At 52.7% G+C, this 26705-nt stretch carries 25 protein-coding genes; all 25 read left to right on the plus strand.

The genetic code is table 11. The features are described 5' to 3' along the window. Positions 1-149 precede the first annotated feature (149 nt). Positions 150-1031 carry an MSHA biogenesis protein MshI gene (locus L2712_RS14175; RefSeq protein ID WP_248978149.1) on the plus strand — a complete coding sequence of 294 codons (882 nt, stop codon included), beginning with the start codon at positions 150-152 and terminating at the stop codon, positions 1029-1031. Next, complete coding sequence (locus L2712_RS14180) at positions 1032-1637, plus strand: PilN domain-containing protein (RefSeq protein ID WP_088903669.1); 606 nt, start codon at positions 1032-1034, stop codon at positions 1635-1637. Then, entirely contained in the window at positions 1634-2290 is a 657-nt protein-coding gene (locus tag L2712_RS14185) for an MSHA biogenesis protein MshJ (protein WP_248978150.1), read from the plus strand. Before L2712_RS14180 ends, L2712_RS14185 begins: the two co-directional genes overlap by 4 nt. Beyond that, on the plus strand, positions 2271-2597 hold the full coding sequence (locus L2712_RS14190; protein ID WP_248978151.1) for an MSHA biogenesis protein MshK: 327 nt from the start codon (positions 2271-2273) through the stop codon (positions 2595-2597). The genes L2712_RS14185 and L2712_RS14190 overlap by 20 nt, the downstream gene beginning before the upstream one ends. Further along, positions 2598-4277 carry a pilus (MSHA type) biogenesis protein MshL gene (gene mshL / locus L2712_RS14195; protein ID WP_248978152.1) on the plus strand — a complete coding sequence of 560 codons (1680 nt, stop codon included), beginning with the start codon at positions 2598-2600 and terminating at the stop codon, positions 4275-4277. A gap of 5 nt (positions 4278-4282) precedes the next feature. Beyond that, positions 4283-5188, plus strand: a complete 906-nt coding sequence (locus L2712_RS14200; RefSeq protein ID WP_248978153.1) for an ExeA family protein — start codon at positions 4283-4285, stop codon at positions 5186-5188. Beyond that, on the plus strand, positions 5185-6357 hold the full coding sequence (locus L2712_RS14205; protein WP_248978154.1) for a tetratricopeptide repeat protein: 1173 nt from the start codon (positions 5185-5187) through the stop codon (positions 6355-6357). Before L2712_RS14200 ends, L2712_RS14205 begins: the two co-directional genes overlap by 4 nt. Further along, a complete protein-coding gene (locus L2712_RS14210; RefSeq protein ID WP_248978155.1) occupies positions 6354-8114 on the plus strand; it encodes a GspE/PulE family protein in 1761 nt (586 codons plus the stop codon). The genes L2712_RS14205 and L2712_RS14210 overlap by 4 nt, the downstream gene beginning before the upstream one ends. A 2-nt stretch (positions 8115-8116) precedes the next feature. Continuing rightward, complete coding sequence (locus L2712_RS14215; RefSeq protein ID WP_248978156.1) at positions 8117-9334, plus strand: type II secretion system F family protein; 1218 nt, start codon at positions 8117-8119, stop codon at positions 9332-9334. A 40-nt stretch (positions 9335-9374) separates the two neighbouring features. Continuing rightward, positions 9375-9866, plus strand: a complete 492-nt coding sequence (locus L2712_RS14220) for a hypothetical protein (protein ID WP_248978157.1) — start codon at positions 9375-9377, stop codon at positions 9864-9866. 73 nt (positions 9867-9939) lie between these two features. After that, positions 9940-10575 (plus strand): type II secretion system protein, encoded by a 636-nt coding sequence (locus tag L2712_RS14225; protein WP_198387108.1) that lies wholly within the window; start codon positions 9940-9942, stop codon positions 10573-10575. A gap of 65 nt (positions 10576-10640) precedes the next feature. Then, the gene (locus tag L2712_RS14230) at positions 10641-11159 is read left to right on the plus strand and encodes a type II secretion system protein (protein ID WP_248978158.1); all 519 of its coding nucleotides are present in this window, start codon (positions 10641-10643) and stop codon (positions 11157-11159) included. A 16-nt stretch (positions 11160-11175) separates the two neighbouring features. Beyond that, positions 11176-11694 carry a type II secretion system protein gene (locus tag L2712_RS14235; RefSeq protein WP_033539063.1) on the plus strand — a complete coding sequence of 173 codons (519 nt, stop codon included), beginning with the start codon at positions 11176-11178 and terminating at the stop codon, positions 11692-11694. Positions 11695-11840: 146 nt separating this feature from the next. Then, the gene (locus tag L2712_RS14240) at positions 11841-12290 is read left to right on the plus strand and encodes a type II secretion system protein (protein WP_248978159.1); all 450 of its coding nucleotides are present in this window, start codon (positions 11841-11843) and stop codon (positions 12288-12290) included. Beyond that, entirely contained in the window at positions 12280-12831 is a 552-nt protein-coding gene (locus tag L2712_RS14245; RefSeq protein ID WP_248978160.1) for a type IV pilus modification PilV family protein, read from the plus strand. Before L2712_RS14240 ends, L2712_RS14245 begins: the two co-directional genes overlap by 11 nt. Beyond that, positions 12831-13646 carry a PilW family protein gene (locus tag L2712_RS14250; RefSeq protein WP_248978161.1) on the plus strand — a complete coding sequence of 272 codons (816 nt, stop codon included), beginning with the start codon at positions 12831-12833 and terminating at the stop codon, positions 13644-13646. The genes L2712_RS14245 and L2712_RS14250 overlap by 1 nt, the downstream gene beginning before the upstream one ends. Continuing rightward, positions 13636-14073 (plus strand): MSHA biogenesis protein MshP, encoded by a 438-nt coding sequence (locus L2712_RS14255; protein ID WP_248978162.1) that lies wholly within the window; start codon positions 13636-13638, stop codon positions 14071-14073. Before L2712_RS14250 ends, L2712_RS14255 begins: the two co-directional genes overlap by 11 nt. Next, a complete protein-coding gene (locus tag L2712_RS14260; RefSeq protein ID WP_248978163.1) occupies positions 14066-16768 on the plus strand; it encodes a DUF6701 domain-containing protein in 2703 nt (900 codons plus the stop codon). The genes L2712_RS14255 and L2712_RS14260 overlap by 8 nt, the downstream gene beginning before the upstream one ends. 165 nt (positions 16769-16933) lie before the next feature. Continuing rightward, a complete protein-coding gene (locus L2712_RS14265) occupies positions 16934-17983 on the plus strand; it encodes a rod shape-determining protein (protein WP_011864209.1) in 1050 nt (349 codons plus the stop codon). 135 nt (positions 17984-18118) lie between these two features. Beyond that, a complete protein-coding gene (gene mreC / locus L2712_RS14270; protein WP_248978164.1) occupies positions 18119-18988 on the plus strand; it encodes a rod shape-determining protein MreC in 870 nt (289 codons plus the stop codon). After that, positions 18985-19473 (plus strand): rod shape-determining protein MreD, encoded by a 489-nt coding sequence (mreD, locus tag L2712_RS14275; RefSeq protein ID WP_033539056.1) that lies wholly within the window; start codon positions 18985-18987, stop codon positions 19471-19473. The genes mreC and mreD overlap by 4 nt, the downstream gene beginning before the upstream one ends. 2 nt (positions 19474-19475) lie before the next feature. Continuing rightward, positions 19476-20063: a Maf family protein gene (locus tag L2712_RS14280; protein ID WP_283104869.1), complete on the plus strand. Its 588-nt coding sequence runs from the start codon at positions 19476-19478 to the stop codon at positions 20061-20063. 99 nt (positions 20064-20162) lie between these two features. Further along, the gene (gene rng, locus L2712_RS14285) at positions 20163-21665 is read left to right on the plus strand and encodes a ribonuclease G (RefSeq protein ID WP_033539055.1); all 1503 of its coding nucleotides are present in this window, start codon (positions 20163-20165) and stop codon (positions 21663-21665) included. Next, positions 21665-25897, plus strand: a complete 4233-nt coding sequence (locus L2712_RS14290) for a YhdP family protein (RefSeq protein ID WP_248978166.1) — start codon at positions 21665-21667, stop codon at positions 25895-25897. Before rng ends, L2712_RS14290 begins: the two co-directional genes overlap by 1 nt. Beyond that, positions 25821-26675 (plus strand): carbon-nitrogen hydrolase family protein, encoded by an 855-nt coding sequence (locus tag L2712_RS14295; RefSeq protein WP_088903684.1) that lies wholly within the window; start codon positions 25821-25823, stop codon positions 26673-26675. Before L2712_RS14290 ends, L2712_RS14295 begins: the two co-directional genes overlap by 77 nt. Positions 26676-26705: the final 30 nt, after the last annotated feature.

Below are 26705 nucleotides of genomic sequence, written 5' to 3' on the forward strand. Positions count from 1 at the left end.
TGTTTTTTCTATAAAATTAGGCGATTAGTCGCTACAATAACGCTATTATTTTGACGCTTTCCTCGAGGCAATATCGGCCCTCGTTTTGAGGTAGAGCGATTTGGGACACTCATGGCGCGTGAGTATCAAATTGATGGATATGCCTTAAAATGGAAAACAGTCTTTTGAGTAAGTTTGCCTTTTGGCAAAAAAAACACGATAGAGTCAATTTGGGCGTCTACATAAACGCCGCTACTGTTACCTTTTTTCAACGCGATGGCGATGCTATCCCTTTCTCTCTAGCCATCGATGGCAATAACTGGTCTGCGTTATTCAAGGCATTGACCGACAAGATCCCCGCTCCGCATCTGCAACTTGTGCTCAGTGAAGACTTTTACCAACTGCTGGTGGTCGACAAACCTATGGTCGAACCCGAGGAGTTGCATCAGGCGTTGGTGTGGTCGATCAAGGATATGGTGTCTGAGCCAGTTGAACTGCTGCATCTGGATTATTTTGAGGCACCTGAGTCGACCACCAATAAGGTGACCGTCGTGGTGGTGAACCGCGCTTGGCTTCAGGAGCTTGTAAAGGCGGCGGCACAGCATGATGTGACGATAGCCGGGATCAGTATCGAAGAGATGGCCATTAGCAACTATGGCGCCGAGGACAAGTTGGCGCACATGGTGCTGTGTCATAAGCCAGGTAACGAACTCTTGTTGACAGTGGTCAAGCAGGGCCAGCTCTATATGCAGCGTCGTATTCGTGGATTTAGCCAGATAGACAAGGTGTCGAGCCAAGATCTGCAGCTAGGTGTGGCCGATAATCTTAGCCTAGAGCTACAGCGCTCCATGGACTATTTCGAGAGTCAGCTACGCCAGGCGCCCGTGGCGTCCATTGGACTCCTGATGGGCGGAGAGCATCAGCTATTAGCCCAATTGCTGGCGAAAAATTTTGATCAAGGGGTCGAGGTGATCGCCTGCGACAGGGTGCAGGATAAATTGGCTCAGTGGGCGCTCAATGAGCTTGAACGCCAAACGGAGGAGTTAGCTTAGATGAATCCGAAACTGCGAGTTAACCTCTATAACGCTTCTTTGTTGCCTCCGGCGCAGCGCCTCTCCTTTGCGCGTCTAACACAGTTGGCTCTAGGCCTATTGGTGCTGATGTTGACGGCCAACTTGCTGGCCTATTTCAATCTTAACAGCCTGGAAAGCGACAAGGCTCAGCTGCTTGAACACAAACGCGCTTTTGACCAGCAAAAGGCGCAGCTTGAACAGGCTATTGCTAAGCGCCGCGCCTCGGCCGAGTTGGTGCAAGAGGTGGATTTACTGTCGCAGCAGGTCGAGCTAAAGCGGTTGCTGCTTGGTGAGTTATCTCAGGTAGAAAGTTTGACCAGCAAAGGCTATTCGCCACTGCTTATTGGGCTGGCACAGGTGACCGACGATCAGCTCTGGCTGAGCCGTATTCAGGTGAAACAAGATCAGTTTGTCTTTGAAGGCTTTAGCGCGGCGCCAAATGCCGTGCCGCTTTGGCTGGCACGTCTGCAAGGGGTCGAGCCGCTTAAAGGGCAAGCCTTTAGCACGCTCACCATGAATCGTGGTGACAAGCAGCCGCTGGGCTTTGTGCTGCGCAGTCAGCGTGATGAGGAGCCGATGAAATGAAGCAGCTGATGACACGTTGGGGTGAAGCATTTAATCAGTTAAGCCAGCGGGAGCGAGTGATGATCGCTTTGGCGGTCGTGGTGGTGATTGGCATGCTTCTCTATCTGCCGCTGGAGTCTCAGCTGGAGCAAAGGGGCCGTTTGCAGACCAATATTAACACCTTAAATGCTGAGAATAAGATCTCTCAGCAACAGATAGCCCTGTATCAGGAGACCCTGGCAAAAGACCCAGATCAAGAGTACCGCCAACGTCTGGCCAGTTTGCAACAGCAGATGGCAGATATCGACCAACAGTTGTCGTTTCAGATGGTTGATATGGTGCCGGCCGACAAGATGCCGACCATGCTAGGTGAGTTGTTAGGGCGGGTAAAAGGGATCGAGCTACAGGGGTTTGAATCCTTAGCGCCCACGCCGTTACTGGCTCTGGGCGATGAACAGAAGCTCAATCTTTATAGCCATGGGATTAGGCTTGAATTTGTTGGCGACTATTTTGCCACGCTCAAGTTCATTCAGGCAGTTGAGTCTATGCCAAGCAAGCTTTACTGGCGCCATCTGGATTATGTCGTGGGCGACTACCCCAAGGCGAAGGTGATGTTAGAGGTCTACACCCTCAGTATCAATAAGGATTTTATCAGTGTTGCGAATCAAGAGTAATGTGTGGCTGGCGGTGCTTCTCTGCCTTAGCGTGACTCAAGTGTCGGCGCAGACCCTGAGGGACCCGACTCGCCCCGGCGCTGGGGTGACAAGCGCTGGCTTGGGGCAGGGTGGACAGCCACTGGTATTAAACAGCCTAATGATCACCAACCAGTCGGCGACGGCCATTATTAATAACAAGACGTTCACCAAAGGTGACAGGGTAGCCGGTGTGAGGATCACTCGCATCACTCAGCAGGGAGTCTGGCTTGCCGATGGCCGTCAGCTCAAGCTCTACCCGGAAGTAACAGTGACTAAGGGACAATAAATGACTGCGATGAAAACCATAACACCTCTGATCGTGCTGATGTTAGCCGCCTGTCAGACTACGGATCGTCCCCAGCCAGTCGAGTCAAAGTCGGCTATCGATAATTCGATTGCAGCGGCGCAGACTAAACCTAAAACACCGCCGCCAGCGGCAGTGATGCCTGATTCGGTGCAGCGAGAATTACAGTCATCAGCCTTGTTGAGTTCTCTCTCGCCTAGCCAACCCAGTGAGCGTCGTTTCGATGTGTCGGCTAAAGATGTGGATGCCAAGGTCTTTTTTCCTAGCTTGGTACAGGGTACGCCCCTGAGTGTGGCAGTGCATCCGAATGTGACCGGCACTGTGTCCCTGTCGCTTAAGGGAGTCACCCTGAGTGAGGCGCTGCAGGTGGTTGAGGATATCTATGGTTATGAGGTGAGCCGCGAAGGACGCATTTTACGGATTTTCCCCGCAGGTATGCGCACCGAGACTATTCCGCTGAACTATCTCTACATGGAGCGTCAAGGCCTGTCGTTGACCTCGGTAAATTCCGGACGGATCTCAGACAACAACAATAACAACAGTAATAACAATGGCAACAATGGCAATAATTACAACAATAACTCGAACAACAGCAACGACAGTAGTAACAACAATAGTAACGAGACCACCAATGGTACCTTTATTCGCTCAAAGACTAAGACAGATTTTTGGGGGGAGCTGAAGGATACCCTGGAATCGATAATCGGCAGTACCGGCGATGGCCGACAGGTGGTGGTCAGCCCACAGGCGGGCTTGGTCACCATCAGAGCCTACCCCAATGAACTGCGGCAGGTGAAGACCTTTATCAAGACCGCCGAGAGTCATCTGCAGCGTCAGGTGATCCTCGAAGCCAAGGTGCTTGAGGTTACCCTGTCTGACGGTTATCAGCAGGGGATCCATTGGGAAAGCGTATTGGGTCAAAGCGGTAACAATAGTGTAGAGTTCGGCACTTCGCCCTCTCCTGATGGATTGGGTGATGTGATCACTTCAGCCATTGGCGGTATTACGTCTCTACAGGTGAAGGGCAAAGACTTTAGCACCATGATTAATCTGCTCGATACCCAGGGCGATGTCGATGTGCTCTCCAGCCCCAGGGTCACGGCATCGAACAACCAGAAGGCGGTGATCAAGGTAGGCCGCGACGAGTACTTCGTAACCGATGTCTCCTCGACCACAGTGGCAGGAACCACACCTGTGACCACGCCCGAAGTGGAACTGACTCCCTTCTTCTCGGGTATCGCCCTGGATGTGACGCCGCAGATCGACGAAGAGGGCAATGTGCTGCTGCATATCCATCCTTCGGTGATCGACATCAAGGAGCAGAACAAGTCGATTAAGGTGTCAGACAACACACTCGAGCTTCCCTTGGCACAGAGCGAGATCCGCGAGTCAGATACCGTCATCAAGGCCAATACCGGCGATGTCGTGGTGATCGGCGGCCTGATGAAGAGCGAGAATATAGAGTTGGTTTCTAAGGTACCTTTATTGGGGGACATCCCATTTCTGGGCGAAGCCTTCACCAACCGCTCTAATTCACTACGCAAGACTGAGCTGGTGATCCTGCTTAAGCCTACGGTCGTGGGCGCCGATACCTGGCAGACCGAGCTGCAGCGATCTAAGGCGTTGTTGGATCGCTGGTACCCAGAAGAGAAGCAGGAGTAAAGGCTGTGTATCTGCAGCACTTTAACCTCGTTGAGGCGCCGTTTTCGTTGACGCCCAATACCGGATTCTTTTTCGGTTTGGCGCCCCATGTCGAGGCGCTGCAAGTGCTGCAAACGGCCCTGCAGACGGGTGAAGGTTTTATCAAGGTGACCGGCGAGGTGGGTACAGGTAAAACACTGATCTGCAGAAAGTTACTTAACGATATTCCCGAGCGTTTTCATTGTGCCTATCTGCCCAATCCCTATTTGAGTCCCAGCGAGCTACGCTGGGCCGTGGCGCTGGAGCTTGGACTGAAATATAACGCCGAGCTTGATCAGCAGCGATTAACCACTCTGATCCAGCAGCAACTGATCGCGCTGAGCGCCCATGGTCATTCAATCGTCTTAGTGCTCGATGAGGCCCAGGCCTTGCCAGATGAGAGTCTGGAGGCGCTGAGGTTGTTCACTAATTTGGAAACCGAGAGCCGCAAGCTGTTGCAGGTTGTGCTATTTGGTCAGCCAGAGTTGGATAATCGTCTGCAGCAGGCTAATTTCCGCCAGCTTAGGCAGCGAATCACCTTTAGCTATAACCTCAGGCCGATGACCAGCGATGAGACTCGCGCCTATCAGGCCCATAGACTTCAGGTGGCCGGCTATCGCGGCCCGGATCTATTTGGTCATCGAGAGAGTCGGCTTATTGCCCGCGCCGCCAGAGGAATTCCAAGACTCATCAATATCTTGTCCCATAAATCTCTGCTGCTGACCTATGGCGAAGGGGCGCAGCAGGTGACAACTAGTCATGTGAAGGCGGCGATTGCCGATACCCAGGATGCCGCAAAAAGCAGTTTAGCCAGCTGGTGGTTGGGCACCGCAGGAGCGCTGTCGCTGTGTGGTGGTGCGCTCTGGTTTTGGTTGACTAGGGGGCTGGCATGAGCGTCATCAATACCATGCTTAAAGATCTGGATAAGCGCCAGCAGTCCCATGGCCTGGATGAGCTGCCTGTACCGCCACTGCAATATCGTCAGGCGCCGCAGTCGCGTCTGCCCTGGTTGCTGCTCTTGCTGCTATCACTCTCGTTACTGGTTTTGGGTTATTTTGCCTGGGCACGATTTGGCGCGTTAGAGCGAACCAATCTGGCACTGCAGCAGGACAATCAAGCGCTGACCCAGGAGATCGCCGCCGGTAATAACAATCCTGTGGTGGGGGAAGAGGCTCTAGCATCAAGTGGAGTTGAGCCCTCAGCTAAGGAAGAGCCTTCAGCTAATAAAGAGCCTTCAGCTCAGGAAGAGCCCTCAGCTAATAAAGAGCCCTTAGCTAAGGAAGAGTCTTCAGCTCATGAACAGCCCTCAACATCAATAGTAAATGCGGCTCTAGGTGAAGAGCCTCTGCTGCCAGCAAAGGCATCCTTAGATACTCGGTCTGACAATAGAGGCGAAAGCATCAAGGCCGGCCCTAAGCATGAGGCTGAGCCCAACACCGTCAAACCCGCTGGCACCATGGCGGTGACCGAGGTGCAGCTGTCGCCAGAGGCAATGGCCGAGAAACGCCTTAGTCAGGCCAAGCTGGCCCAAGAGGGTGGAAACTTGTCTCAGGCCGCAGGTGATTTTACCGAGGTGCTGCGTCTTAATCCCGCGCTGCATGAGGCGCGGCAACATCTGGCGGCGCTCTACTATGGTCAGGGGCGTTTCGACCAGGCTGAATCTGTGCTGGCGCAGGGGCTTGCTCTTTATCCACAAGAGTTTGATTATGCGCTCCTGCTGGCCCGAGTGTTGGCAGACAAGGGCGATGATGCCGGGGCACTCGCAGCGCTTGGAAAAATCCCCGACCAGCACTTGCTCGCCAAACAGAAGTGGGTAATGCAGAGTCATCTGGCCCAGAAGAGTGGAGTATATGCCTTGGCTGAAGAGAGTTATCGACACTTGGTAAGCGTCGAGCCTCGTCAGGCCAAGTGGTGGATGGGGCAGGCCTACGCCTTAGATTCCCAGCAAAAGTATGCCAGTGCCAAGCAGGCTTATGGTCAGGCGCTGGCCTTACCCGGCTTGTCAGAGCAGGCGAGCGCCTTCGTTCAGCAGCGACTGACCCAGTTAGGAGATATTGAGTGAAACCCAAGTTAAAGATGCGCCTCGGCGACTTATTGGTACAGGAAGCGATCATCAGCGAAGCGCAGCTGGGTCAGGCTCTGGCCGAGCAGCGAAACACAGGCAAAAAGCTTGGGCGAACCCTTATTGATCTCTCGTGCATCACTGAAGAGCAGTTGCTTAAGTTTTTGTCGCAGCAGCTTAATATTCCCTTCTTGGATATCAGCCGCCGGGCGATACCGCCGCAGGTGGTGAATCTTCTGCCCGAGGTGCAGGCCCGTCGCTATCGCGCGCTGGCGGTCGAAGATAATGGCGACCATGTGCTGGTGGCTATGAGTGATCCGGCCGATCTACAGGCGATGGATAATATCGAGGTCTTGCTGGCGCCTAAGGCGATCAAGATTGCGGTGGTCACCGAGACTCAGCTGCTGGAGGCCTTCGATAATCTTTATCGCCGCACCGGTGAGATCGCGCAGATCGCCGGAAGGCTTGAAGAGGAATATGCCGCCGACGATCAGTTCGATCTGGCTAGCCTGACCGATGCCGACAGCGATAACGAAACCACAGTGGTTAAGCTGCTGCAGTCGATCTTTGAAGATGCGGTGCAGATGCGCGCCTCGGATATTCATATTGAGCCGGGTGACAAGGTGCTGCGGATCCGTCAGCGTATCGATGGTCAGCTTCAGGAGAACACTCTGCAGGAGGTGAATATCGCCTCGGCGCTGGTATTGCGTCTTAAGTTGATGGCGGGGCTGGATATCTCCGAGAAGCGACTGCCCCAGGATGGTCGTTTTCACATGGAGATCAAGGGCCACAAGATAGATGTGCGTATGTCGACTATGCCTATCTATCACGGAGAGTCAGTGGTGATGCGCCTGTTAGATCAATCCGCGGGCTTGTTGACCTTAGATGAAACCGGCATGCCAGCCGAGATGCTGGCGCGGGTGCGCAAACAGATCAAACGCCCTCACGGCATGCTTCTGGTCACCGGCCCTACGGGTAGCGGTAAGACCACGACGCTTTATGGCGTGCTGAGCGAACTGAACACCGCCGATCGTAAGATCATCACGGTGGAAGACCCGGTGGAATATCAACTGCCGCGTATCAACCAGGTACAAGTTAACCATAAGATAGGCTTGGATTTTTCCAATGTGCTGCGCACCACCTTGCGTCAGGACCCGGACATCATCATGGTCGGTGAGATGCGTGACCAGGAAACGGTCGAGATCGGCCTTAGAGGTGCACTTACGGGCCACTTTGTGCTATCGACCCTGCATACCAACGATGCGGTCACCAGTGCCTTGCGTCTCTTAGATATGGGCGCTGCCAGTTACCTGGTGGCCAGTGCCCTAAGAGTGATCATCGCTCAGCGTCTGGTGCGCCGCGTGTGTCACAACTGTGCTCAGCCCCATCAACTGAGCCCTGCCGATCAGGCTTGGCTGGGCAGCATCAGCGAGCGTGATTTTAGCCAGGCGAAATTCAGTATAGGCACGGGTTGTCAGAGCTGTAACGGTAGCGGCTATCGCGGCCGTATCGGGGTGTTTGAGATCCTGGAGCTGGATGAGTCGATGATTGAAGCGATGCGTAGCGGCAATCCGCAGGCGTTTGCCAAGGCGGCTTATCAGAGTCCTAACTTTACGCCGCTGGCCGAGTCGGCGTTGCAATATTTGGCCGAGGGAATGACAACTATCGAAGAGGTGGCCAAGCTTATTGAAGATGCCAGCGATGCCCAGATCCCGCTCTCCCAGGAGATGATCCACCAACATGAGATTGAGGGCTAACTATGCCTGTATATCAGTACAAGGGTCGTGATGCGCAGGGCAAGGCGGTGACGGGGCGTGTCGATGCGACTAACCAGAGCGCCGCAGCCGATCAGCTGCTTTCTCGCGCCGTGATCCCTCTGGAACTGGTGGAGGCTAAGGCCGCGCGGGAATTTCAGTTAGCTAGCCTGTTCAAGAGCAAGGTGGGCCTGGATGAGCTGCAAATTTTTACCCGGCAGATGTATTCGCTGACCCGCTCTGGCATTCCCATTCTGCGCGCTATCGCTGGCTTGTCGGAAAGCTCTCATTCTAAGAGGATGAAGGAGGCCCTGAATGATATTTCAGATCAGCTTATCTCGGGGCGGCCGCTGTCGTCGGCGATGAACCATCATCCCGATGTGTTTGATGCCTTGTTTGTCTCCATGATCCACGTAGGTGAAAACACGGGTAAGTTGGAAGATGCCTTTATTCAGCTGTCGGGTTATATCGAGCGTGAGCAGGAGACCCGTCGGCGCATCAAGGCCGCGATGCGTTACCCCATTTTTGTACTGATCGCTGTGGCGCTGGCCATGGTGGTGCTCAATATCATGGTTATTCCTAAGTTTGCCGACCTGTTTGCCCGCTTCGGTGCCGATCTGCCCTGGGCCACCAAGCTGTTGATCGGTACCTCTAACTTCTTCGTCAACTACTGGTACCTGCTGCTTGCGATGCTGGTGGCGGGCTTCGTGGGGATCCGTTACTGGCATAACACAGAGAAGGGCGAGAAGCAGTGGGACAGATGGAAGCTTAAGATCCCGGCGGTGGGCAGCATCATAGAGCGCTCGACCCTGTCGCGATATTGCCGCAGCTTCTCCATGATGCTGAGTGCGGGCGTGCCCATGACCCAGGCATTGAGCTTGGTGGCCGATGCCGTGGATAACGCCTATATGCATGATCGCATTGTGGCTATGCGTCGGGGGATAGAGTCCGGCGAGTCTATGCTGAGGGTGTCGAACCAGAGTCAGCTGTTCACCCCGTTGGTGCTGCAGATGGTGGCAGTTGGTGAAGAGACGGGCCAGATAGATCAACTGCTTAACGATGCTGCTGATTTTTACGAGGGTGAGGTCGATTATGACCTCAAGAACCTGACCGCCAAGCTCGAACCGATTTTGATCGGTATCGTGGCGGTGATTGTCTTGATCCTGGCGCTGGGTATTTACCTGCCTATGTGGGACATGCTCAACGTTGTGAAAGGTGGTTAGCCATGATGGCCTTAAGCCTCTTATTTGCCGAGAATTGCTGATGAAAAATCAACAGCGAGTCGATGGAGAGCTAATGCAGGCCTATGGCAAGGTAGTGGCAATCTTGGTGCTCTTGTTGATCTTAGGCGGGCTGGGTTATGGCTATTTCGCTAAGGTGGATCAGGTGTCATCTCAGGGGCTTAGGTTTGAGCATAATCGCTTGTTGAATGTGTTGGCTATGGTACGTTCTCAGTGGTTGGTGCAGGGACGCCCCAAAGAGATGCGTCTCGATTGGTCGACGGCTATCGATCTGGGAGACGGCCAACAGCCATTGATTAAGATGAGCGACCAAGGTTGGCCAACCTTAAGCAAAGTGACTCAAGACGGGTGTAAAACACTCTGGTGGCAACTCCTGGGTGGAAGAAACGAGTTGTCTAAAATTATTACCCAGGCGGATGAAGCCGGAGAGGTTTGTAGTTATATTGCTAATAATGGTGATCGATTGAGTTATCAGCTGCACTCCGGGCAAGTTATTTTTTTGACGGATCGTTGAATTTAATCATGTCTAAGGTTTTATAGTTTGATGTAAATGCTAGAATTATCAGGATTATCTAAGGGAGATTTTTATGAACATGCGAGCCCGCAATAAGGCAGCCAATCAGAGTGGTTTCTCTCTGATCGAGCTAGTGATTGTGATAGTGATTCTGGGGATTTTAGCGGCAACGGCCATTCCACGTTTTTTGAATGTGACCGATGATGCCGAAGATGCTAGCGTAGATGGTGTTGCGGGCGGTTTGGCCACGGCGGTTAGCTTCGTGCGTTCGCAGTGGGAAGTCGATGGGCGTAACAATGCTAACGTGGTCTTGGATGGTACCCAGATCTCTCTCGATACCCGCTTTGGTTTTCCTACAGGGTCAACCTCAGGCAGTGGTATCGTTAGCGCTACAGGTATGACAGACGCCGCCTGCCAGGAGGTTTTCCAGAATATTTTGCAGGGCGCACCGCGTAATGTGTTGTTCAATCAAGATGCCCGTAATCAGCGCTTTACCGCACGGGTATTAGATGGTGCTGGTGGCAATGGCGTGGCGATCGATGGTACCCAGGTGACCAACTTAGACCTCTGTGTTTATCATCAGGTGACTTCCCTGGTGTTAAATACCACTACAGGTGTGCCCACACCCGCGCCGGATCTCGATACGGCCAATGCCAAAGGGATCCTTTATAACCCAGGTACCGGCCAGGTGTTGAGTTTTACGAATTAATTTTGAGCTTTGCCCCGGGTGAGGCTAACAACATTTAATGCAAGAGCGCATAACAAGGAAAAGCAATGAAGAAGCAAAAAGGCTTTACACTGATCGAGTTAGTGGTCGTGATCATCATCTTAGGGATTCTGGCCGTGACCGCAGCGCCTAAGTTTATTAACTTACAGAGTGATGCGCGTGCATCTACATTGGAAGGTTTGAAAGCATCATTACAAGGTGCGAATACCTTAGTTTACTCCAAAGCAGCTATCCAAGGGCAGGAGTCAAAGTTGGCTGGAACTGTCATTTTAGATGATAAAGGTGATAGTGATGCGAGTAACGATATAACAATCAATTCAGTGTATGGTTATCTAAAGCAAGCATCTGCAGATTTGGTTTTGGCCTTAGATATAGATACGACTTCTACTCAGCCCGAATGGACGATAGTTGATACACCTTCAGTTACAACGACTTTAGCTGACGCAATTATTATTCATCCAGGTGATAAAGCACCATCAGATACGTCTAAATGTTGGGTCGAGTACAAAGAGTCCGCATCTAATGGTGCGCTTCCACAATATAAAGTTGAAAAATCAGGTTGTTAATTAGGGTATGGCGAAAATGAATAATCAAAAAGGTTTTACACTAATCGAGTTAGTTGTAGTTATCATTATCTTAGGCATTTTGGCTGTTACAGCCGCACCTAAGTTTATTAATCTTCAAAGTGATGCTCGTAAATCAACCGTCTCTGGATTGGAAGCCGCTATAAAAGGCGCCGATAGCCTAGTGCAATCTAAATCATTGATTGCCGGTAACGAAACTCAAGCAAGTACAGCGACTCCTGCTCCGACTGTAACGGTAGATGCTGCTGGTACAACAGTGGCATTGAATTATGGTCATGCCAAGGCTGTTTGGGCGGGTAGCTTGGCAAATGCCTTAGACATTAATGCATCGGAATCTGATAACAGTACAGAATGGTTATATGTTGAAGATTCGGCTACGAATAGCATTTACTTCTATCCACAGGGTCAGGCTAGTCCTAAAGCTCAGCAAAATCCTGGCACCTGTTATGTGCAATACGTAAACGGATTAACCGCTTATGGAGCGATTACTGTCAATACCGTGGTTACTGGCTGTTAAGCCTGTCTCATTTCCAAAGGCCTGCAATGCAGGCCTTTTTTGTCTTAGGCCAAGAGACTAATTACTGAAATAGATGGCAATATTTGCCATACTCTGTAGGTTATTAGAAAGTTTAACGCTATCAGCGTGTTGCGGCTGGGGTGTCGATGAATAAACAACAAGGTTTTACCCTTGTGGAGCTGGTTACAACCATCATCTTGATTGCCATTTTATCTGTGGTGGTCTTGCCGCGCTTCTTTACCGCCTCGAGTTACAGTGCCTATACCCTGAGAGATGAACTGATTAGTGAGTTGAGAAGGGTGCAGCTGATGGCGCTTAATAATCTGGATCGTTGCTACAAGGTGAGCGTGACAGAAGCGGCCTATCGGGCCGACACCTACGGCGCCGACTGCAGCAGCCTGTTGGTCACAGGAACGCCTCAGTCACTGCCCCGTCAGACCAGCTTAAGCTTAGGTGGGCTGAACAGTTTTACCCTGCAGTTCGATCGCGATGGTAGGGTGGCGGGGAGCTGCACGGCCGGTTGCAATATAAAGGTGGCCGCCGATGACACCTTAGATCTCATCATAGAGAGTCAGGGGTATATTCATGGACGCTAGCAGATTAAAGGCATCTCGGCGCGCTTCAGGCTTTACTTTGGTTGAGCTGGTCGTGGGTATGATAGTGCTGGGGATCGCCCTGACCATGTTGACGACTTTGTTGTTTCCCCAAGCGGATCGCGCCGCCGAGACGCTGCACAGGGTGCGCTCTGCCGAGCTGGCTCACTCGCTGCTTAATGAGATTTGGGGTAAGCGTTATGATCAAAATGCTAACCCCAATGGCGGTGTGCCTGCCTGTGGTGCGGCGGCGCGGCCAGACCTAGGTTTGCCTGCTGGACTTCCCTGTACCGACGAGGCCAACTTTGGCCCGGGCGGCCTCGCACGTAACGCCTATCGCGATGTGGATGACTATCATGGCCTGACTCAGGCCAGCAAGATGCTCAACTCGGATCGCACCTATGCCCAGGAGTACCTCAACTACCAATTGTCGGTCAGCGTCAGCTATTCCGATAGCGATAAGAGCAGCAAGCTGGTGGCGATCAATGTGACCACCCCAAGTGGTGAGGTGATCACCTACCATGCCCTGCGGAGTAACTATTGATGCGCCAGTCACCGCAGATGAGCAGACAAGGTAATAGGGGCTTTACTCTGGTAGAGATGGTAACCGTTATCATCATTCTCGGTATCTTAGTCGTCGGGGTGAGTAGCTTCGTTATCTTGGGAACCCGTATTTTCGTTGAATCCAGCTCTGTGGATCAGGTGCTCAGTCAGAGCCGATTTGTGATTGAGCGGATGACGCGGGAGCTGCGTAATGCTTTGCCAAACAGCATTCGGGTGGCCAGCTCAAGCGATGCACAATGCATAGAGTTTATGCCCATTACCGCGAGCGCCAGCTATATTAGCCTGCCAATTGCACCAGAGAATGCAGCACGCAGCGGCAGTGTGATGCTCCCAGCGCAGGGCATTAACCTGGCCCACAAGATAGTGGTCTATCCGCTATCGCCAGGGCAGATCTATCAAGACACGCCTTCGACGACTCAAGGGCGCATCTTCAATGTTAAACAGTTGATCGGCAATCAACTTGAGTTTGATAATCCGCTACGTTTCGATGAGGCCTCGCCCCAGCGGCGTTACTTTATGGTCAATGGTGCCGTGAGTTACTGCTTCTTAGGCAGCGGTGATATCAGGCGCTACGACGGCTATGGGATTCAGACCAGCCAGCCGACACCCGTGCAGATGGGGACGGGCGCCCTGATGGGCCAGCATGTGGTTAACAATCTGAGCAGTGAGGCGCCGATCCATTACACGCCGGGCACCTTGACTAATAATGCCGTGGTACAGTTGTCGCCCCGTTTTGAAGTGAATGGCCAGACCTTTCAATATCAACATCAGGTACAGGTGATCAATGTTCCTTAATCGAGCCAGGCAGCAAGGCAGCGCCCTAGTGATAGGTATCTTCATCATTACCGTGATGTTTTTAATGGCGGCGGCACTCGTCAATATCGTCAGTGATGCCGATGAGGGGGTGAATCTGGAGGTTCTGGCGACCCGCGCCTTTGCCGCAGCCAATAGCGGCGCCGATGCCGCCCTTGCGCAACTATTTCCCTTAAGCGGCGCCGTGGTGGGGTGCGCTAGTGTGTCATCGAGCTGGACGCCGCCCGATGTCGTGGGTTTTCATGGCTGCAGCGTGGCGTTAACTTGTAGTCAGACTTCTGTCGGGGCGGGGAGCGACATGGTAACCCAGTATCTTATCGGCAGTGAGGCGACCTGCGCCGTGGGCAACTGCGACGGCGATGCCTGTCTGCGTGTCAATCGCAAGGTGGAGGTCGAAGCCCGTGAATAGAACGCTTCTATCCCTGCTCGCTGGCCTGCTCTATCTGCTCTTCTCCACAGCCGTTTTCGCTGTACCTCAGTGTGACGAGATTTTTACCGACCCACCAACGGGCAACCATAATCCTGGTTTGGTGCCTCCCGAAGATATTGGACCTCGGCTAGGCAATCTCACCTGTACCAAGTGGGGATGTAATTGGCCCAATTCGGAGTTCTCACCTGGGGACTATGACTTTGCTACTGGTGATTTTCAAAATAAATCCTATATGAGCACCACGGGGAAAACGGCTCGCCTCTACTTCGATAACCTGTCGATGAATAATGCCAGCATCAATGCATCTGGCAATACCGAAAACTTGATCATCTATGTCAGGGGCGATCTCTCTGTCGCCGGGCAGAACTATATCAACGGCATCCTCTATGTTGCCGGCACTGTGACCTTTACCGGCAATGCCTGGATAGATGGCGCCATCGCATCCGGGGGGAGTCTGAGCTTTGGCGGCAATGGCGGTGCGGATGTCGATCTCGATGTGGTGGATGATGCCGATTTCGACGGCATGTGCGACAAGGGCGGTGTAAGTGTCGATCATTACCGATTGGAATTTACCTCTGATGCACTGAGCTGCGTGGCCAAAGATATCCTGCTGCGTGCCTGTGTTAACGATGACTGCTCCACTCAGGCAACTATCTCTTCCAGCGTCCAGCTGACTAAGAATGGTGTGAAATATGCGGATGTTGGTTTTATCGGTTCGACTCAGACCCAAGTGTCGCACCCTGATGGCGGCAGTGTGCTTCTTGGGCTTGGCACCACGGTGCCCTCCGCGTCCTATCGTTGTTATATCGACGGCAGTTTGGTGGCTAATTCTCAGTGTTTGCTTAACTTTGAAGACACGGGGTTCTATTTCGATGTGCCCGACAGCACAGCCTGTAAGACGGGTAGCAGTTTTAACCTATTCGCGGTGACCAAAGATACCCAGACGCAGCAATGTAAGCCCCTGTTTGCTAATCAGACTAAGACTGTCAACTTCGGCTTCGATTATCTGCGCCCGGCCGTGGTCAACAACCCAGCTCAGCTTACCCTGAATAGCCTGTTAACCCCGGCGGATACGGTAGCGATTGATGGTGGCGGCGCTCAGGCAATGCAGGTGCACTTCAACAGTGAAGGGGTGGCGAGCCTGTCGGCCAATTATCCCGAGGCGGGCGTGGTGAAGCTTAGCGCCGAACATCGCCACACGGTTTCGCAGCCTACGGGCGGCACAGAGACCCTGATTCTCACCCACAGCGACAGCTTTACCTCGGCGCCCGCGGGATTTCATTTTGCCAATGTCAGTGCCAATGGGCGCTGTGATGCCAGCGATCCCTATGACGCAGGCTGTAAGGTACTGGCCGCGGCGGGTAAGCCCTTTAGCATGCAGGTGACCGCCGCCTGTTGGCAGAGCGATGATGACAAAGACTTCACTAACAACAGCGCGCTGCAAAATTTCGAACATGGCGGCCTGTCTGTGGTGTCACAGGTAGTGCAGCCTGATGCCGGGGTCAATGGCGTGTTAGGCCGTGATAGTTTGGCTTTTTCGCTATCACCTGGTGCCTCGGCGCAGATCATCGATGATCAAAGCTGGAGTGAGGTAGGTACCATGCAGGTGGCGCTTGGCGCGGATGTCAGTTACGAGGGAGTAACCATTTCTGCCAGCCACTCCAGCAGCGAGGTGTTTGGCCGCTTCACACCTGCTTATTTGGATGTGACGGCTAATAGCCCTGAGGCACTAACAAGTTGCGGCGCCTTCACCTATCTGGATCAGCCCTTTGGTTTTACCACAGGTCTGGAGCCGCGTATTCAGGTGGCCGGTTTTAATGCCGAGGATAAGGTGACCACCAACTATCAGATAGCTGATTGGTGGCGCTATAAGCACAGAGATGAGGTAGAGCGCAATCAGTGGGCTGAGCGCAGTTATCAAGACAGCACAGGGCTGGCGGTGATAGCCGATAGTCAGGTGCCTGCACTCTCGGGTCAGGTCAATTACCTTAGCTCCCCCAACATCGCCGAGTTGATCGGTGCCGAGCCCAGTTATCAGCGTACCCAAACGCCACTGGCGCCTTTCGATGCCAAGTTTGATCTGGTTTTGTCTGTGCTGGATGTCAGCGATGAAGATGGTATCTGTTATCGCGACAGCGCCACGGCTGCTTGTCGCGGATTTACCTTTAGCGATATTGCCGACGGCAAGGCCTTTGAACTTCGCTATGGACGCCTGGTGCTGGAAAACGGCTATGGCCCTCAGTCGGAGAGTCTACGTCTGCCGCTACGCAGCGAATATGTTTCAAGCGTGACCGCTGGTGTGCCCACCTGGACATTAAACGGCGACGACAGCTGCTCTGTGTTTAATACCCAGACCTCCTTAGATGCTGGCGAGAGTGCAACGACCGGCCTGTACCGCACACTACCCACGGATTTTCCCGATCTGCAGGCCTATAGCAACGCCGCTTTGTCACTGCGCAGTGGCGTTTTAGTCAACGGCGTCGCTAATCTTTATTTTTCGATCCCAAACCAGGCGGGTGAGGTGCCGCTTAAACTGCATGTTTCGCCATGGCTCAAGGGATATTGGAATTATCCGGGAGACGCCGCGAATACCCTGTTTGATCCTAGAGCAAATGCTTATTTTGGTACCTATCGTGGGCACGATAAGATTATCTTTTGGCGTGAAGTGAAATAGTCGGCCTAATAATTGCTGAGCGAGTGTTCACTTAGGCTGACACAAGGCCCAATGATGAACAGATATTTATCTAAGGATCAGCATAATATCCTTGTGGAATGCAGGGGGCATTGATAAAGTTACCTGATTTTTATTTTTCCGACTCCACTGAGACAGGCTGGTTACATGTTCAAGAAGCTGCGTGGCATTTTTTCTAACGATCTATCGATCGATTTGGGTACGGCTAACACCTTAATTTACGTTCGCGAAGAGGGCATAGTGCTAAATGAGCCTTCGGTTGTTGCAATTCGAGGCGAACGGGGCAGCGGCGGGCAAAAATCGGTTGCCGCCGTGGGCACTGAAGCTAAGCAGATGTTGGGTCGTACGCCGGGTAACATCCAGGCAATTCGTCCTATGAAAGATGGCGTGATCGCCGATTTCTATGTGACCGAGAAAATGCTACAGCATTTCATCAAGCAGGTGCACAACAACAGCGTTTTCCGTCCAAGCCCACGCGTCTTAGTGTGTGTGCCAGTGGGCGCGACACAGGTTGAGCGCCGTGCAATTCGTGAATCGGCTATGGGTGCCGGTGCTCGCGAAGTGTATCTGATTGAAGAACCTATGGCGGCCGCTATCGGTGCTGGATTGCCTGTATCGGAAGCAACGGGTTCTATGGTGGTCGATATCGGTGGTGGTACCACTGAAGTTGCCATCATCTCGCTAAATGGCGTGGTCTACTCTTCTTCTGTTCGTATTGGTGGTGACAAGTTTGACGATGCCATCATCAACTATGTGCGTCGTAACTACGGCAGTCTGATCGGTGAAGCCACGGCTGAACGCATCAAGCACACCATAGGTACTGCCTATCCTGGTGATGAAGTGCTGGAGATCGAAGTGCGCGGCCGCAACTTGGCCGAAGGGGTACCACGTAGCTTTACCCTGAACAGCAACGAGATCTTAGAAGCACTGCAAGAGCCATTATCTGGCATCGTCAGTGCCGTCATGGTAGCACTGGAGCAGTCTCCGCCAGAATTGGCGTCTGATATCTCTGAGCGCGGCATGGTGCTAACCGGTGGTGGCGCATTGCTGCGTGACCTCGACCGTCTGTTGATGCAAGAGACCGGCATTCCAGTGATGGTTGCCGACGACCCGCTGACTTGTGTGGCTCGTGGTGGCGGAAAGGCACTAGAGATGATCGACATGCATGGTGGCGACCTCTTCTCTGACGAAAACTAATTCGGCCCAAATAAATAGGCAGCAAGACTTTGGTTTGACCCCGGGCGAGACATCGACTTAGATGGTTCGCCGCCCAGATACCGCAAGGTGTTTGGGTAAAAAGCGGGCACCGGGTGTCGCTGCCTTAAGTGTTTTATGAAACCTATTTTTGCCCGCGGTATTTCGAATCAATTCAGGCTCACATTGGCAATTATTTTGTCGGTGATCTTACTGGTGGCCAACGATAGGCTGGAACCAGTGCGTCAATCTATCTCCTCTGTGCTTAGCCCATTGCAATATGTTGCGAATATTCCTGGCGCCGTGCTCGATTGGTCGGCCGAGAGCATCGCCACGCGCAACATGCTGGCCAAGCAAAATAAACAACTGCTTAGACAACAACTCCTGATGAGCGAGCGTCTGCAACGTTTCGAACACCTGAGACAGGAAAACGATCGTCTGCGCGCCTTACTGGGCTCTCCGGTGCACATGGACTCCAAGAAGGTGGTCGCCGAGGTGATGGAGGTGGCCAGCGATCCTTTTCGTCACTATGTGGTGTTAAACCATGGTGCCCGCAGCGGTGTCTTTGTGGGCCAACCTGTGGTCGATGCCCACGGCGTTGTCGGCCAGGTGGTTGAAATCAGTGAGTTGACCAGCCGTGTATTGCTGATCTCGGATGTGACCCACGCCATCCCTGTGCGGGTGACCCGTAACGACGTGCGTCTGGTGGCACAGGGAACCGGTGAGCTTGATGAACTCGAGCTACGTCATGTGGCTAAGAGTACCGACCTTAGAGTGGGCGACCTTCTCGTATCGTCCGGTTTAGGCATGCGTTTCCCTGAGGGCTATCCTGTGGCGCGCATCATGAAGGTGGAGCGCGACGACGGTCAGAGTTACGCCACAGTGACGGCGCAGCCATTGGCAGCATTGGATCGAATCCGCTATCTCTTGCTGATCTGGCCCGAAACCAATCAGCAGGAGCAAGCCGAGCCTGTCGAAGCCGAGCCGAAAACCGAGGAGACGCCATGAGCATGCATATTCCCCACGGACGTTGGGTAGTCTGGCTGAGTTTCCTACTGGCCATGTTATTTCAGATCATGCCTTTGCCTGGCATCGTAGAGCCGTGGCGCCCGGACTGGTTGCTGCTGGTGATGATCTACTGGGCGATGGCACTGCCGCATCGCTACAACATACTGTCGGCCTGGTTGTTGGGGGTGATGTTGGATATTTTGTTGGGGGCGCACCTTGGTATTAGAGCGCTTTCCATGTCACTGGTGATCTATGTGGTCGTGCTGCACTTTCAGCGGATGCGTAATTTCCCCATGTGGCAACAGGCATTAATGGTCGCCAGTTTAGTCTGTTTGCATCATCTGTTGGTGTTCTGGATACAGTTTGTGGTGAACGTGGCTAGCTTCGAGGCTAGTCTATTTCTACCAGCCCTGTCGAGCTTGGTCATTTGGCCCTGGGTGTTTTGGATATTACGGCGTATTCGTCGAATTTATAAAGTGAGATAATGATGCAGCTGGTATTAGCCTCTTCTTCCCCCCGCCGTCGTGAACTCTTAGCTCAGGTGGGCTTTGGCGATCCTGAGTTTGGTTTCGAGGTCTTAGCCGCCGATATCGATGAGAGCCATAGGGCTGGAGAAACTGCCGAAGATTTTGTCGTGCGCCTGGCAATTGAAAAGGCCAGTGCAGGCTTGGCGCTTTGGGGAAAGCCAGATGCTGTGGTGCTCGGCTCAGATACCATAGTCGTATTGGACGGTGAAATCTTAGGAAAGCCTAAGGATGAGCTTGATGCCAAGCAGATGCTTAGCGCCTTGTCGGGCCAGTGCCATAGCGTGATGACGGCGGTGGCAGTGACTGATGGTAAGCAAACCCTGTCGCGATTAGTTGAAACTAAAGTGCAATTTTGCGGCCTAACAGAACAAGATATCTTGGCCTATATTGCCACAGGTGAACCCATGGATAAGGCCGGTGCATACGGTATTCAAGGACTAGGCGGTTGTTTTGTCGAGTCTATCGATGGCAGTTATTCAGCGGTGGTCGGTTTGCCTTTAGTGGAGACCCGAAACCTGCTCGACAAGATCAAGGTAGCAGCGATTTAGGCCTGGCTCTGAAGAGTGAGCCGTTTAGGTGTAAGCTATATCTATGATTAACGGTCCGTTTGGGCCGTTAATGCATTAATCCTATTTAAGTGAGTAAGCATGAGTCACATAGTCAAAAACAAAGTACAGAAAAAGATAGGTTCTGAGCTATTGATCAATGTGACGCCGACCGAGGCCCGTGTTGCTCTGGTGGAATACGGTATCTTGCAAGAGGTGCATATCGAGCGGCGCATGAAGCGCGGCCTGGTAGGCAACATCTATAAAGGCAAGGTCAGCCGGGTGTTACCAGGCATGCAGGCGGCCTTTGTCGATATCGGTCTGGATAAGGCGGCGTTTCTGCACGCCTCAGATATTGTGCCTCATACCGAGTGTGTGGCCGATGTCGAGAAGGGCAACTTTGTGGTGCGCGATATCGGTGAGTTAGTGCGTCAAGGCCAGGACATCATGGTGCAGGTGGTTAAAGATCCGCTGGGTACTAAGGGTGCGCGTCTTACCACAGATATTACCCTGCCTTCTCGTTATCTGGTATTTATGCCAGGCTCCAGCCATGTCGGCGTGTCGCAGCGCATCGAATCTGAAGAGGTACGTGCGCGGCTTAAGGGATTGACCGAACCTTTTGTCGACGAAGATGGTGGCTTTATTATTCGCACTGCCGCCGAGAATGCTGGCGAGCAGGAACTGGTGCAGGATGCGGCTTTCCTTCGCCGAGTTTGGGCTAAGGTGTGTGAACGCCGTAAGCGCCCAGGCGTCTCGCTGTTATATCAAGACCTTGCCCTGCCGGTACGCATAGTGCGTGACTTTGTCGGCACAGAGCTGGACCAAATTCAGGTGGATTCGGGGCAAACCTATGAGGAGCTACTGCAGTTCACTCAAGAGTTTATGCCCGAGATCGCCGATAAGATAGAACACTATTCGGGCCGAGTGCCCATCTTCGATCTCTATGATGTGGAGAACGAGGTGCAGCGCGCCTTGGGACGTAAGGTAGAGCTTAAATCTGGCGGCTACCTCATCATAGATCAGACCGAAGCCATGACCACAGTCGATATCAATACCGGCGCCTTTGTTGGTCACCGTAACTTAGAAGAGACCATCTTCAACACTAACCTGGAGGCGACCCACGCCATCGCTCGTCAGTTGCGCCTGCGTAACTTAGGTGGGATCATCATTATCGACTTTATCGATATGCTGAACGAAGATCATAAGAAGCGTGTGCTGAGCACCTTAGAGGCCGCGCTGGCCAACGACAGGGTGAAAACCAATGTCAGCGGTTTCTCCGGCTTGGGGCTGGTTGAGATGACACGTAAGCGCACCCGCGAAAGTCTCGAGCATGTGCTGTGCGGCGAATGCCCCGCGTGTTTGGGGACGGGCACCTTGAAGACGGTCGAGACAGTCTCCTATGAGATCTTCCGCGAGATCATCCGCCTCAATCGAGGTTATGATGCCGATGAGTTTTTGGTTTACTGCGCGCCGGCTGTATATAACAGCCTGACCGGAGAAGAGAGTCATCTGGTAGCGGAACTGGGTGCCTATATTGGCAAGCGTGTACGTCTGCAGAACGAGCCTATGTATGCACAAAATAAATTTGATGTGGTGATAATGTAGTGTCACGCCCATTTTGCCCTCGCACCTTTGGCCGTCTCTGCTGGCAGACGATCGCCATCATAGTGGTGATCTTTGCCCTGAGCGTGAGTCTGTTTAGGGGACTGCTGCCCAAGCTAGACCAAGTACGCCAGGAATTGGTTAACTATATCTACCAAGAATATCAGGTGAAGGTTGAGGTGGGTGAACTCACCGCCGAGTGGCAGGCATTTGGCCCTGCGGTGACGGTCAAAAATCTGGTATTACCCGTGCAGGAAAACCTGCCGGTCACCTTCATTATAGACAATGTTCATCTTAAGTTGGATTTTTGGGACACCTTAGTGTCTGTCTCGCCGCAGATTGAAAATGTGATTTTCGAAGGGGTTAAGGTCGCCCTGGATATGGATCGCATTCATCGCCAGGAGCAGACCAGCGATGCGCCCGTTGTGGAGCAAAACACCGACTGGATATACTCCCTGCTACTGGAGCAGTTCGAGCGCTTTGCTATCACAGATGTGACCATGCAACTGATCAGCAAGCATCACAAGTTCCGTCCTATTCATATCAAGAATCTGCGTTGGTATAACCTTAATGACAGTCACCGCGCCGAGGGGGCCTTGTATCTTGATGAAGATGCCTCGGAGGTTGAGCGCCTGTTATTGGGGGTCGATATTCGTGGCGATGGATACAGCCCTGAGTCTTTGACTGGCCAGTTCTATCTGTCGGCAAACGCCCTGGATCTCGGGAAGTGGGCCTCACGGCAGGAAAATCCTTATGATTCGAGCAAGAAACTCCCCCTAGAAGGCGTGGTTAACTTGCAGGCTTGGGCTGAATTTAGCCATCGGCAGTTCAATGCTGCCACAGTGGCCTTTAAGCCCAGTTGGTTACAATGGCAGCTTAATGGTGAGCAGCAAAAATTTGAGATCCAGGGAGGACAGCTTAATTGGGCTCCTCAGGCATCGGGCTGGCAAGTCAGTAGTTCAAACCTTGCCTTTGTCACTAATGAGCAGAGCTGGCCTGAGCTGGATATTGGAGCCCTGAGTCGTGATGGTCGGCTAAGTGCCTATATCAATCAGCTCGATGTGCAGATGTTACTTCCGCTATTGCCACTCGTGCCAGCCGTGGAGTTAAACGCTCTTAATCACTGGCAGACGATGCAGCCCAAGGGAAATATCAAGCAACTTAAGTTTGGTTATAACACACAGGAAGGCTTTGCCCTGTCGGCTCAGTTAGCGCAGGTCTCCTGGCAAGGGGTTAAAGCTATTCCAGGATCTGAGCCTATCGATCTGACACTCGGCATACAGGGCGATAACCTCTATCTGTCTGCACCAGAGCAACAATATTTATTGGATTTCAACGGAGGTTTCGAGGAGCCTTTGTCGCTGGCGGGGGACGCTTTTACGGTCAAATATGCCCTAAGCCAAGCCGCCCTCTTTGCACCTAAGCTGCATTTTTACAATGATGATTTAGATCTGGATGCTGCCATGCAGTTCGGCTTTGCCGATGAGGCAAGTTTGAACCTGCTGGCCGATGTGCAGATTAAAGATGCCGCCAGAGCCAAATATTATTTTCCCAAGCGTGGCATGAGCGCCTCGCTCATCGCCTATCTTAGTGGCGCCCTTAAGGCCGGACAGAGCCAGAATGCCAAGGTAGTATGGAATGGCCCCTTGAGTCATTTCCCTTATGACGACAACACAGGCGTATTTCAGGCCGGTTTCACTTTAGAACAGGCGCGCTATGAGTTTCAGCCGACTTGGCCTGAGGTGACTCAGCTTAGTCTTGATGCCCTGTTTGAAAATGCCGCTATGGATATCTGGGTCAACAAGGGGATGTTAATGGACGTCCCGGCCGATGGCGCTCATGTGGCGATTCCACGCATGAACCACCAGAGCCTGCTGACGGTTAAGGCGGATCTTCGTACTCAAGGCGAAGCCGCCAAGCAGGTGTTGCTGCGCTCGCCGCTGGCTAAAACGGTGGGAGCGACCCTTAAAGTGGTACAGGTGCAGGGCGAGGTCTCGGGTAAACTGGATCTCACGATTCCTTTGTATCAAGGGGGGAAGGAGCAGATTCTGGGTCAGGTGACATTTGACGATACCCCTGTGTATATCAGTGAGCCGGGTGTGCAGCTCGTGGGTGTTAGTGGTGAGGTCTATTTTGCCAATGAGGTAGTGACAGGTGAGGGGATCAAGGCCCAATTATTTGAACAGCCGGTGACTTTTACCTTTGATACCGGTCGGAGCAATAAGCATTATGGCCTTAACCTGGATATGCAGGGGCTGTGGGATCTGCAACAGTTGCCCGATGCCCTCAATAATCCACTGAGCGATTATTACCAAGGACAATTGGACTGGCAGGGAGCGATGACGCTGATCTTTGATGAGCTGGGTTACCGTATTCAGGCACAAGTAAAGAGTGACATGCAGGGCGTGGAGCTTAGCCTGCCGGGTAAGTTTGCTAAGGCCGCCGACAGTAAGAGGGCGCTTTCCTTCGAGCTGATTGGTGACAACAAGCAGGCTTCTTTAGGGGCAAAGCTTGGCGATCAGATGGAGTTTTGGGGGGGATTCGATGAGCAGTCTGGGGATCACCTGGCTCATTTCGATCTACTGCTGGGACGCCTGTTTAAGCCAGGCGATCAGCTAAAGCGTCAGGCAGGACATCTGCAACTGGATATGCCTAATACCGAGTTTGGGCCTTGGCTGCCTATCATCAAGGGTTTTATGGGCAAGCAGCAGCTCGAATCATCATTGGATCTGGCCATGCGTCAGGTGCTAGCCGAGCAGTCATCTGAGACGCCCATGATAGACACAGTTGCCGAAGTTGAATCGAATGGCTTCTTCCCGCCGCTAATCTCGGTAGAGGGACAGATACAGCAGCTCAATCTTTATGGTCAACCACTTAGCGAGCTAAACCTGGAGGCATATCCTACAGAACATGGTTGGCGTTTTGAGGGGAATGCCCAGGAGTTTAGCGGTCGGGTGGACTTTTACCCAGATTGGTCGACCCAAGGGCTTAAGCTGGTGGCCAGCCGCTTTAATTTGACGCCCCTGAGTGAGACACCGGATGCCGAAGCGGTTAGCAATCATGAGGTGCTCAATCATCTGCCCCCCTTGGCGGTGGATGTAGATCAGTTTAGTGCCTATGGTAAGTCGCTTGGGCATCTAGTGTTGCAGGCAACACCAAACAATGGCGATTATCAGATCCAGACGCTGACGCTCACCACGCCTGGGATCACCCTTAAAGGCAAGGGAGCCTGGTCGAACAGCGAAGGGCAGAATCTGACCGAGTTACAATTTGATCTTAATGCCAAGCAGTTTGACGAGGTGTCAGAGCGTTTAGGGATAGACCCTGGCCTCAAGGAGGCGCCGCTGGATCTGCAGGCCCAGCTTTCTTGGCATGGTGCCCCTTATGCATTCTCGCTCGAAACCCTAAATGGCCAGATAAACTATAAGTTGGGCAAAGGCCATCTGTCTGAGGTGAGCGATAAGGGCGCGCGTATCTTCTCCCTGTTCAGTCTGGATTCCTTGCTGCGTAAGTTGTCGCTGGATTTCTCGGATGTGTTTGGTAAGGGGCTTTACTTCAACTCCTTTACAGGCACCTTGAAGCTGGACAATGGCGTAGTGAAAACTACAGATTCTGAAATGGACGCCGTGGCTGGCAATATGAAGGTGCGGGGCTATACCGACCTCACCACAGAAAGCCTTAACTATGACATACGCTTCGTGCCCCAACTTGCTTCTAGCGTGCCGACAGTGGTGCTACTTAGTACAGGTGGTTGGACGCTCGGCTTAGGCGCCTTTGCCTTAACCAAGGTGTTAGAGCCGGTGATCGAAGTGATCTCTGAAATCCGTTTCAGGCTGACAGGTACCATGTCAGAGCCTAAGCTTGAAGAATTGGAGCGTAAGAGCAAGGAGATAGAGATCCCTGAGTCTGTCTTGCCACGTCAACCGGCGCAGCCAGAGCTACAACCAGAGTCACAACCAGAGTTACAACCAGACTCACAGCCTGAGCCTGAGTTAAAGTCAGAGCCTATTGAGCCTTCTGAGCAGGTGATGCCTTCAGGCGTTGAGATCCCCAAGCCTGCTGTTGAAGCTATGCCAGACTTTAAGGAAAACCGTCCTCAGCAGGAAATGCCAAGTAAGCCAGAGTCACAAGACAAGCCAGTGCAGAAGGAGTCGGTCGATGCAGGTCAGCTTATTACAATGTCAGAGTGGTCGCGACGTCGAGGAGAACCTCAGTTTTATTCGCGAGCAGCTTGACGCATTAACTATAGGGGAGGCGCCACATCTGGTGGTGTTGCCCGAGTGCTGTTTACTGTTTGGCGGCCACGAGAGCCAGCAGTTGGCCCATGCCGGTGATGATGCAGCGAGTGAGTTGAAACAGGCGCTGGCCGCGATGGCGAAGCAATATGGCATCTATTTAGTGGCCGGAACCATTCCCATCTTAGCCGATGACGGACGAGTCTATAGCCGTAGTTACCTGTTTAATGACAAAGGGGAGACCCTGGGCCATTATGACAAGTTGCATCTGTTTGATGTTGACGTCGATGATGGCACTAAATCCTACCGAGAAAGTGATACCTTTTGTCCCGGTGAAAACATAACCGTGGTCGATACGCCTTTCGGTAAGGTCGGGATGGCGATATGCTATGACATTCGATTTGCCGATCTGTTTCGTGCCATGCGGCTGCAAGGTGCAGAGATCATCGTTCTACCGGCGGCCTTTACACGAGTGACCGGACGCGTCCACTGGTTACCCTTGCTGCAGGCGAGAGCGATTGAAACTCAATGTTTTGTATTGGCCGCTGCCCAGTGGGGCGAGCATAATCAAGGGCGGCGTGAGACCTGGGGACATTCTTGTGTCATCGACCCTTGGGGTGAACTGGTCGCGGTAAAACCTGAGGGATGTGGCTGGTTGTCGACAGAGATAAGCTTAGATGCTATCGAAAAGATCCGCCGTAACATACCTGTGGTTGAACATAATCGTTTTGCAGCGCCGACATTGCAGGCGGCCCGCCAGAAAGAGACTATAAAATAGCGCCATGTAGCGCTTCAAAGAGAGAGAATT

This window comes from Shewanella marisflavi, assembly GCF_023283925.1.
Classification (GTDB): domain Bacteria; phylum Pseudomonadota; class Gammaproteobacteria; order Enterobacterales; family Shewanellaceae; genus Shewanella; species Shewanella marisflavi.

Excerpts from the sequence above, each read along its gene's own strand:
- L2712_RS14175 (WP_248978149.1), top strand. The coding sequence starts at position 150 with ATGGAAAACAGTCTTTTGAGTAAGTTTGCCTTTTGGCAAAAAAAACAC.
- L2712_RS14180 (WP_088903669.1), top strand. The coding sequence starts at position 1,032 with ATGAATCCGAAACTGCGAGTTAACCTCTATAACGCTTCTTTGTTGCCT.
- L2712_RS14185 (WP_248978150.1), top strand. The coding sequence starts at position 1,634 with ATGAAGCAGCTGATGACACGTTGGGGTGAAGCATTTAATCAGTTAAGC.
- mshL (WP_248978152.1), top strand. The coding sequence starts at position 2,598 with ATGACTGCGATGAAAACCATAACACCTCTGATCGTGCTGATGTTAGCC.
- L2712_RS14205 (WP_248978154.1), top strand. The coding sequence starts at position 5,185 with ATGAGCGTCATCAATACCATGCTTAAAGATCTGGATAAGCGCCAGCAG.
- L2712_RS14215 (WP_248978156.1), top strand. The coding sequence starts at position 8,117 with ATGCCTGTATATCAGTACAAGGGTCGTGATGCGCAGGGCAAGGCGGTG.
- L2712_RS14220 (WP_248978157.1), top strand. The coding sequence starts at position 9,375 with ATGAAAAATCAACAGCGAGTCGATGGAGAGCTAATGCAGGCCTATGGC.
- L2712_RS14225 (WP_198387108.1), top strand. The coding sequence starts at position 9,940 with ATGAACATGCGAGCCCGCAATAAGGCAGCCAATCAGAGTGGTTTCTCT.
- L2712_RS14230 (WP_248978158.1), top strand. The coding sequence starts at position 10,641 with ATGAAGAAGCAAAAAGGCTTTACACTGATCGAGTTAGTGGTCGTGATC.
- L2712_RS14235 (WP_033539063.1), top strand. The coding sequence starts at position 11,176 with ATGAATAATCAAAAAGGTTTTACACTAATCGAGTTAGTTGTAGTTATC.
- L2712_RS14240 (WP_248978159.1), top strand. The coding sequence starts at position 11,841 with ATGAATAAACAACAAGGTTTTACCCTTGTGGAGCTGGTTACAACCATC.
- L2712_RS14245 (WP_248978160.1), top strand. The coding sequence starts at position 12,280 with ATGGACGCTAGCAGATTAAAGGCATCTCGGCGCGCTTCAGGCTTTACT.
- L2712_RS14250 (WP_248978161.1), top strand. The coding sequence starts at position 12,831 with ATGCGCCAGTCACCGCAGATGAGCAGACAAGGTAATAGGGGCTTTACT.
- L2712_RS14255 (WP_248978162.1), top strand. The coding sequence starts at position 13,636 with ATGTTCCTTAATCGAGCCAGGCAGCAAGGCAGCGCCCTAGTGATAGGT.
- L2712_RS14265 (WP_011864209.1), top strand. The coding sequence starts at position 16,934 with ATGTTCAAGAAGCTGCGTGGCATTTTTTCTAACGATCTATCGATCGAT.
- mreC (WP_248978164.1), top strand. The coding sequence starts at position 18,119 with ATGAAACCTATTTTTGCCCGCGGTATTTCGAATCAATTCAGGCTCACA.
- mreD (WP_033539056.1), top strand. The coding sequence starts at position 18,985 with ATGAGCATGCATATTCCCCACGGACGTTGGGTAGTCTGGCTGAGTTTC.
- L2712_RS14280 (WP_283104869.1), top strand. The coding sequence starts at position 19,476 with ATGCAGCTGGTATTAGCCTCTTCTTCCCCCCGCCGTCGTGAACTCTTA.
- rng (WP_033539055.1), top strand. The coding sequence starts at position 20,163 with ATGAGTCACATAGTCAAAAACAAAGTACAGAAAAAGATAGGTTCTGAG.
- L2712_RS14295 (WP_088903684.1), top strand. The coding sequence starts at position 25,821 with ATGCAGGTCAGCTTATTACAATGTCAGAGTGGTCGCGACGTCGAGGAG.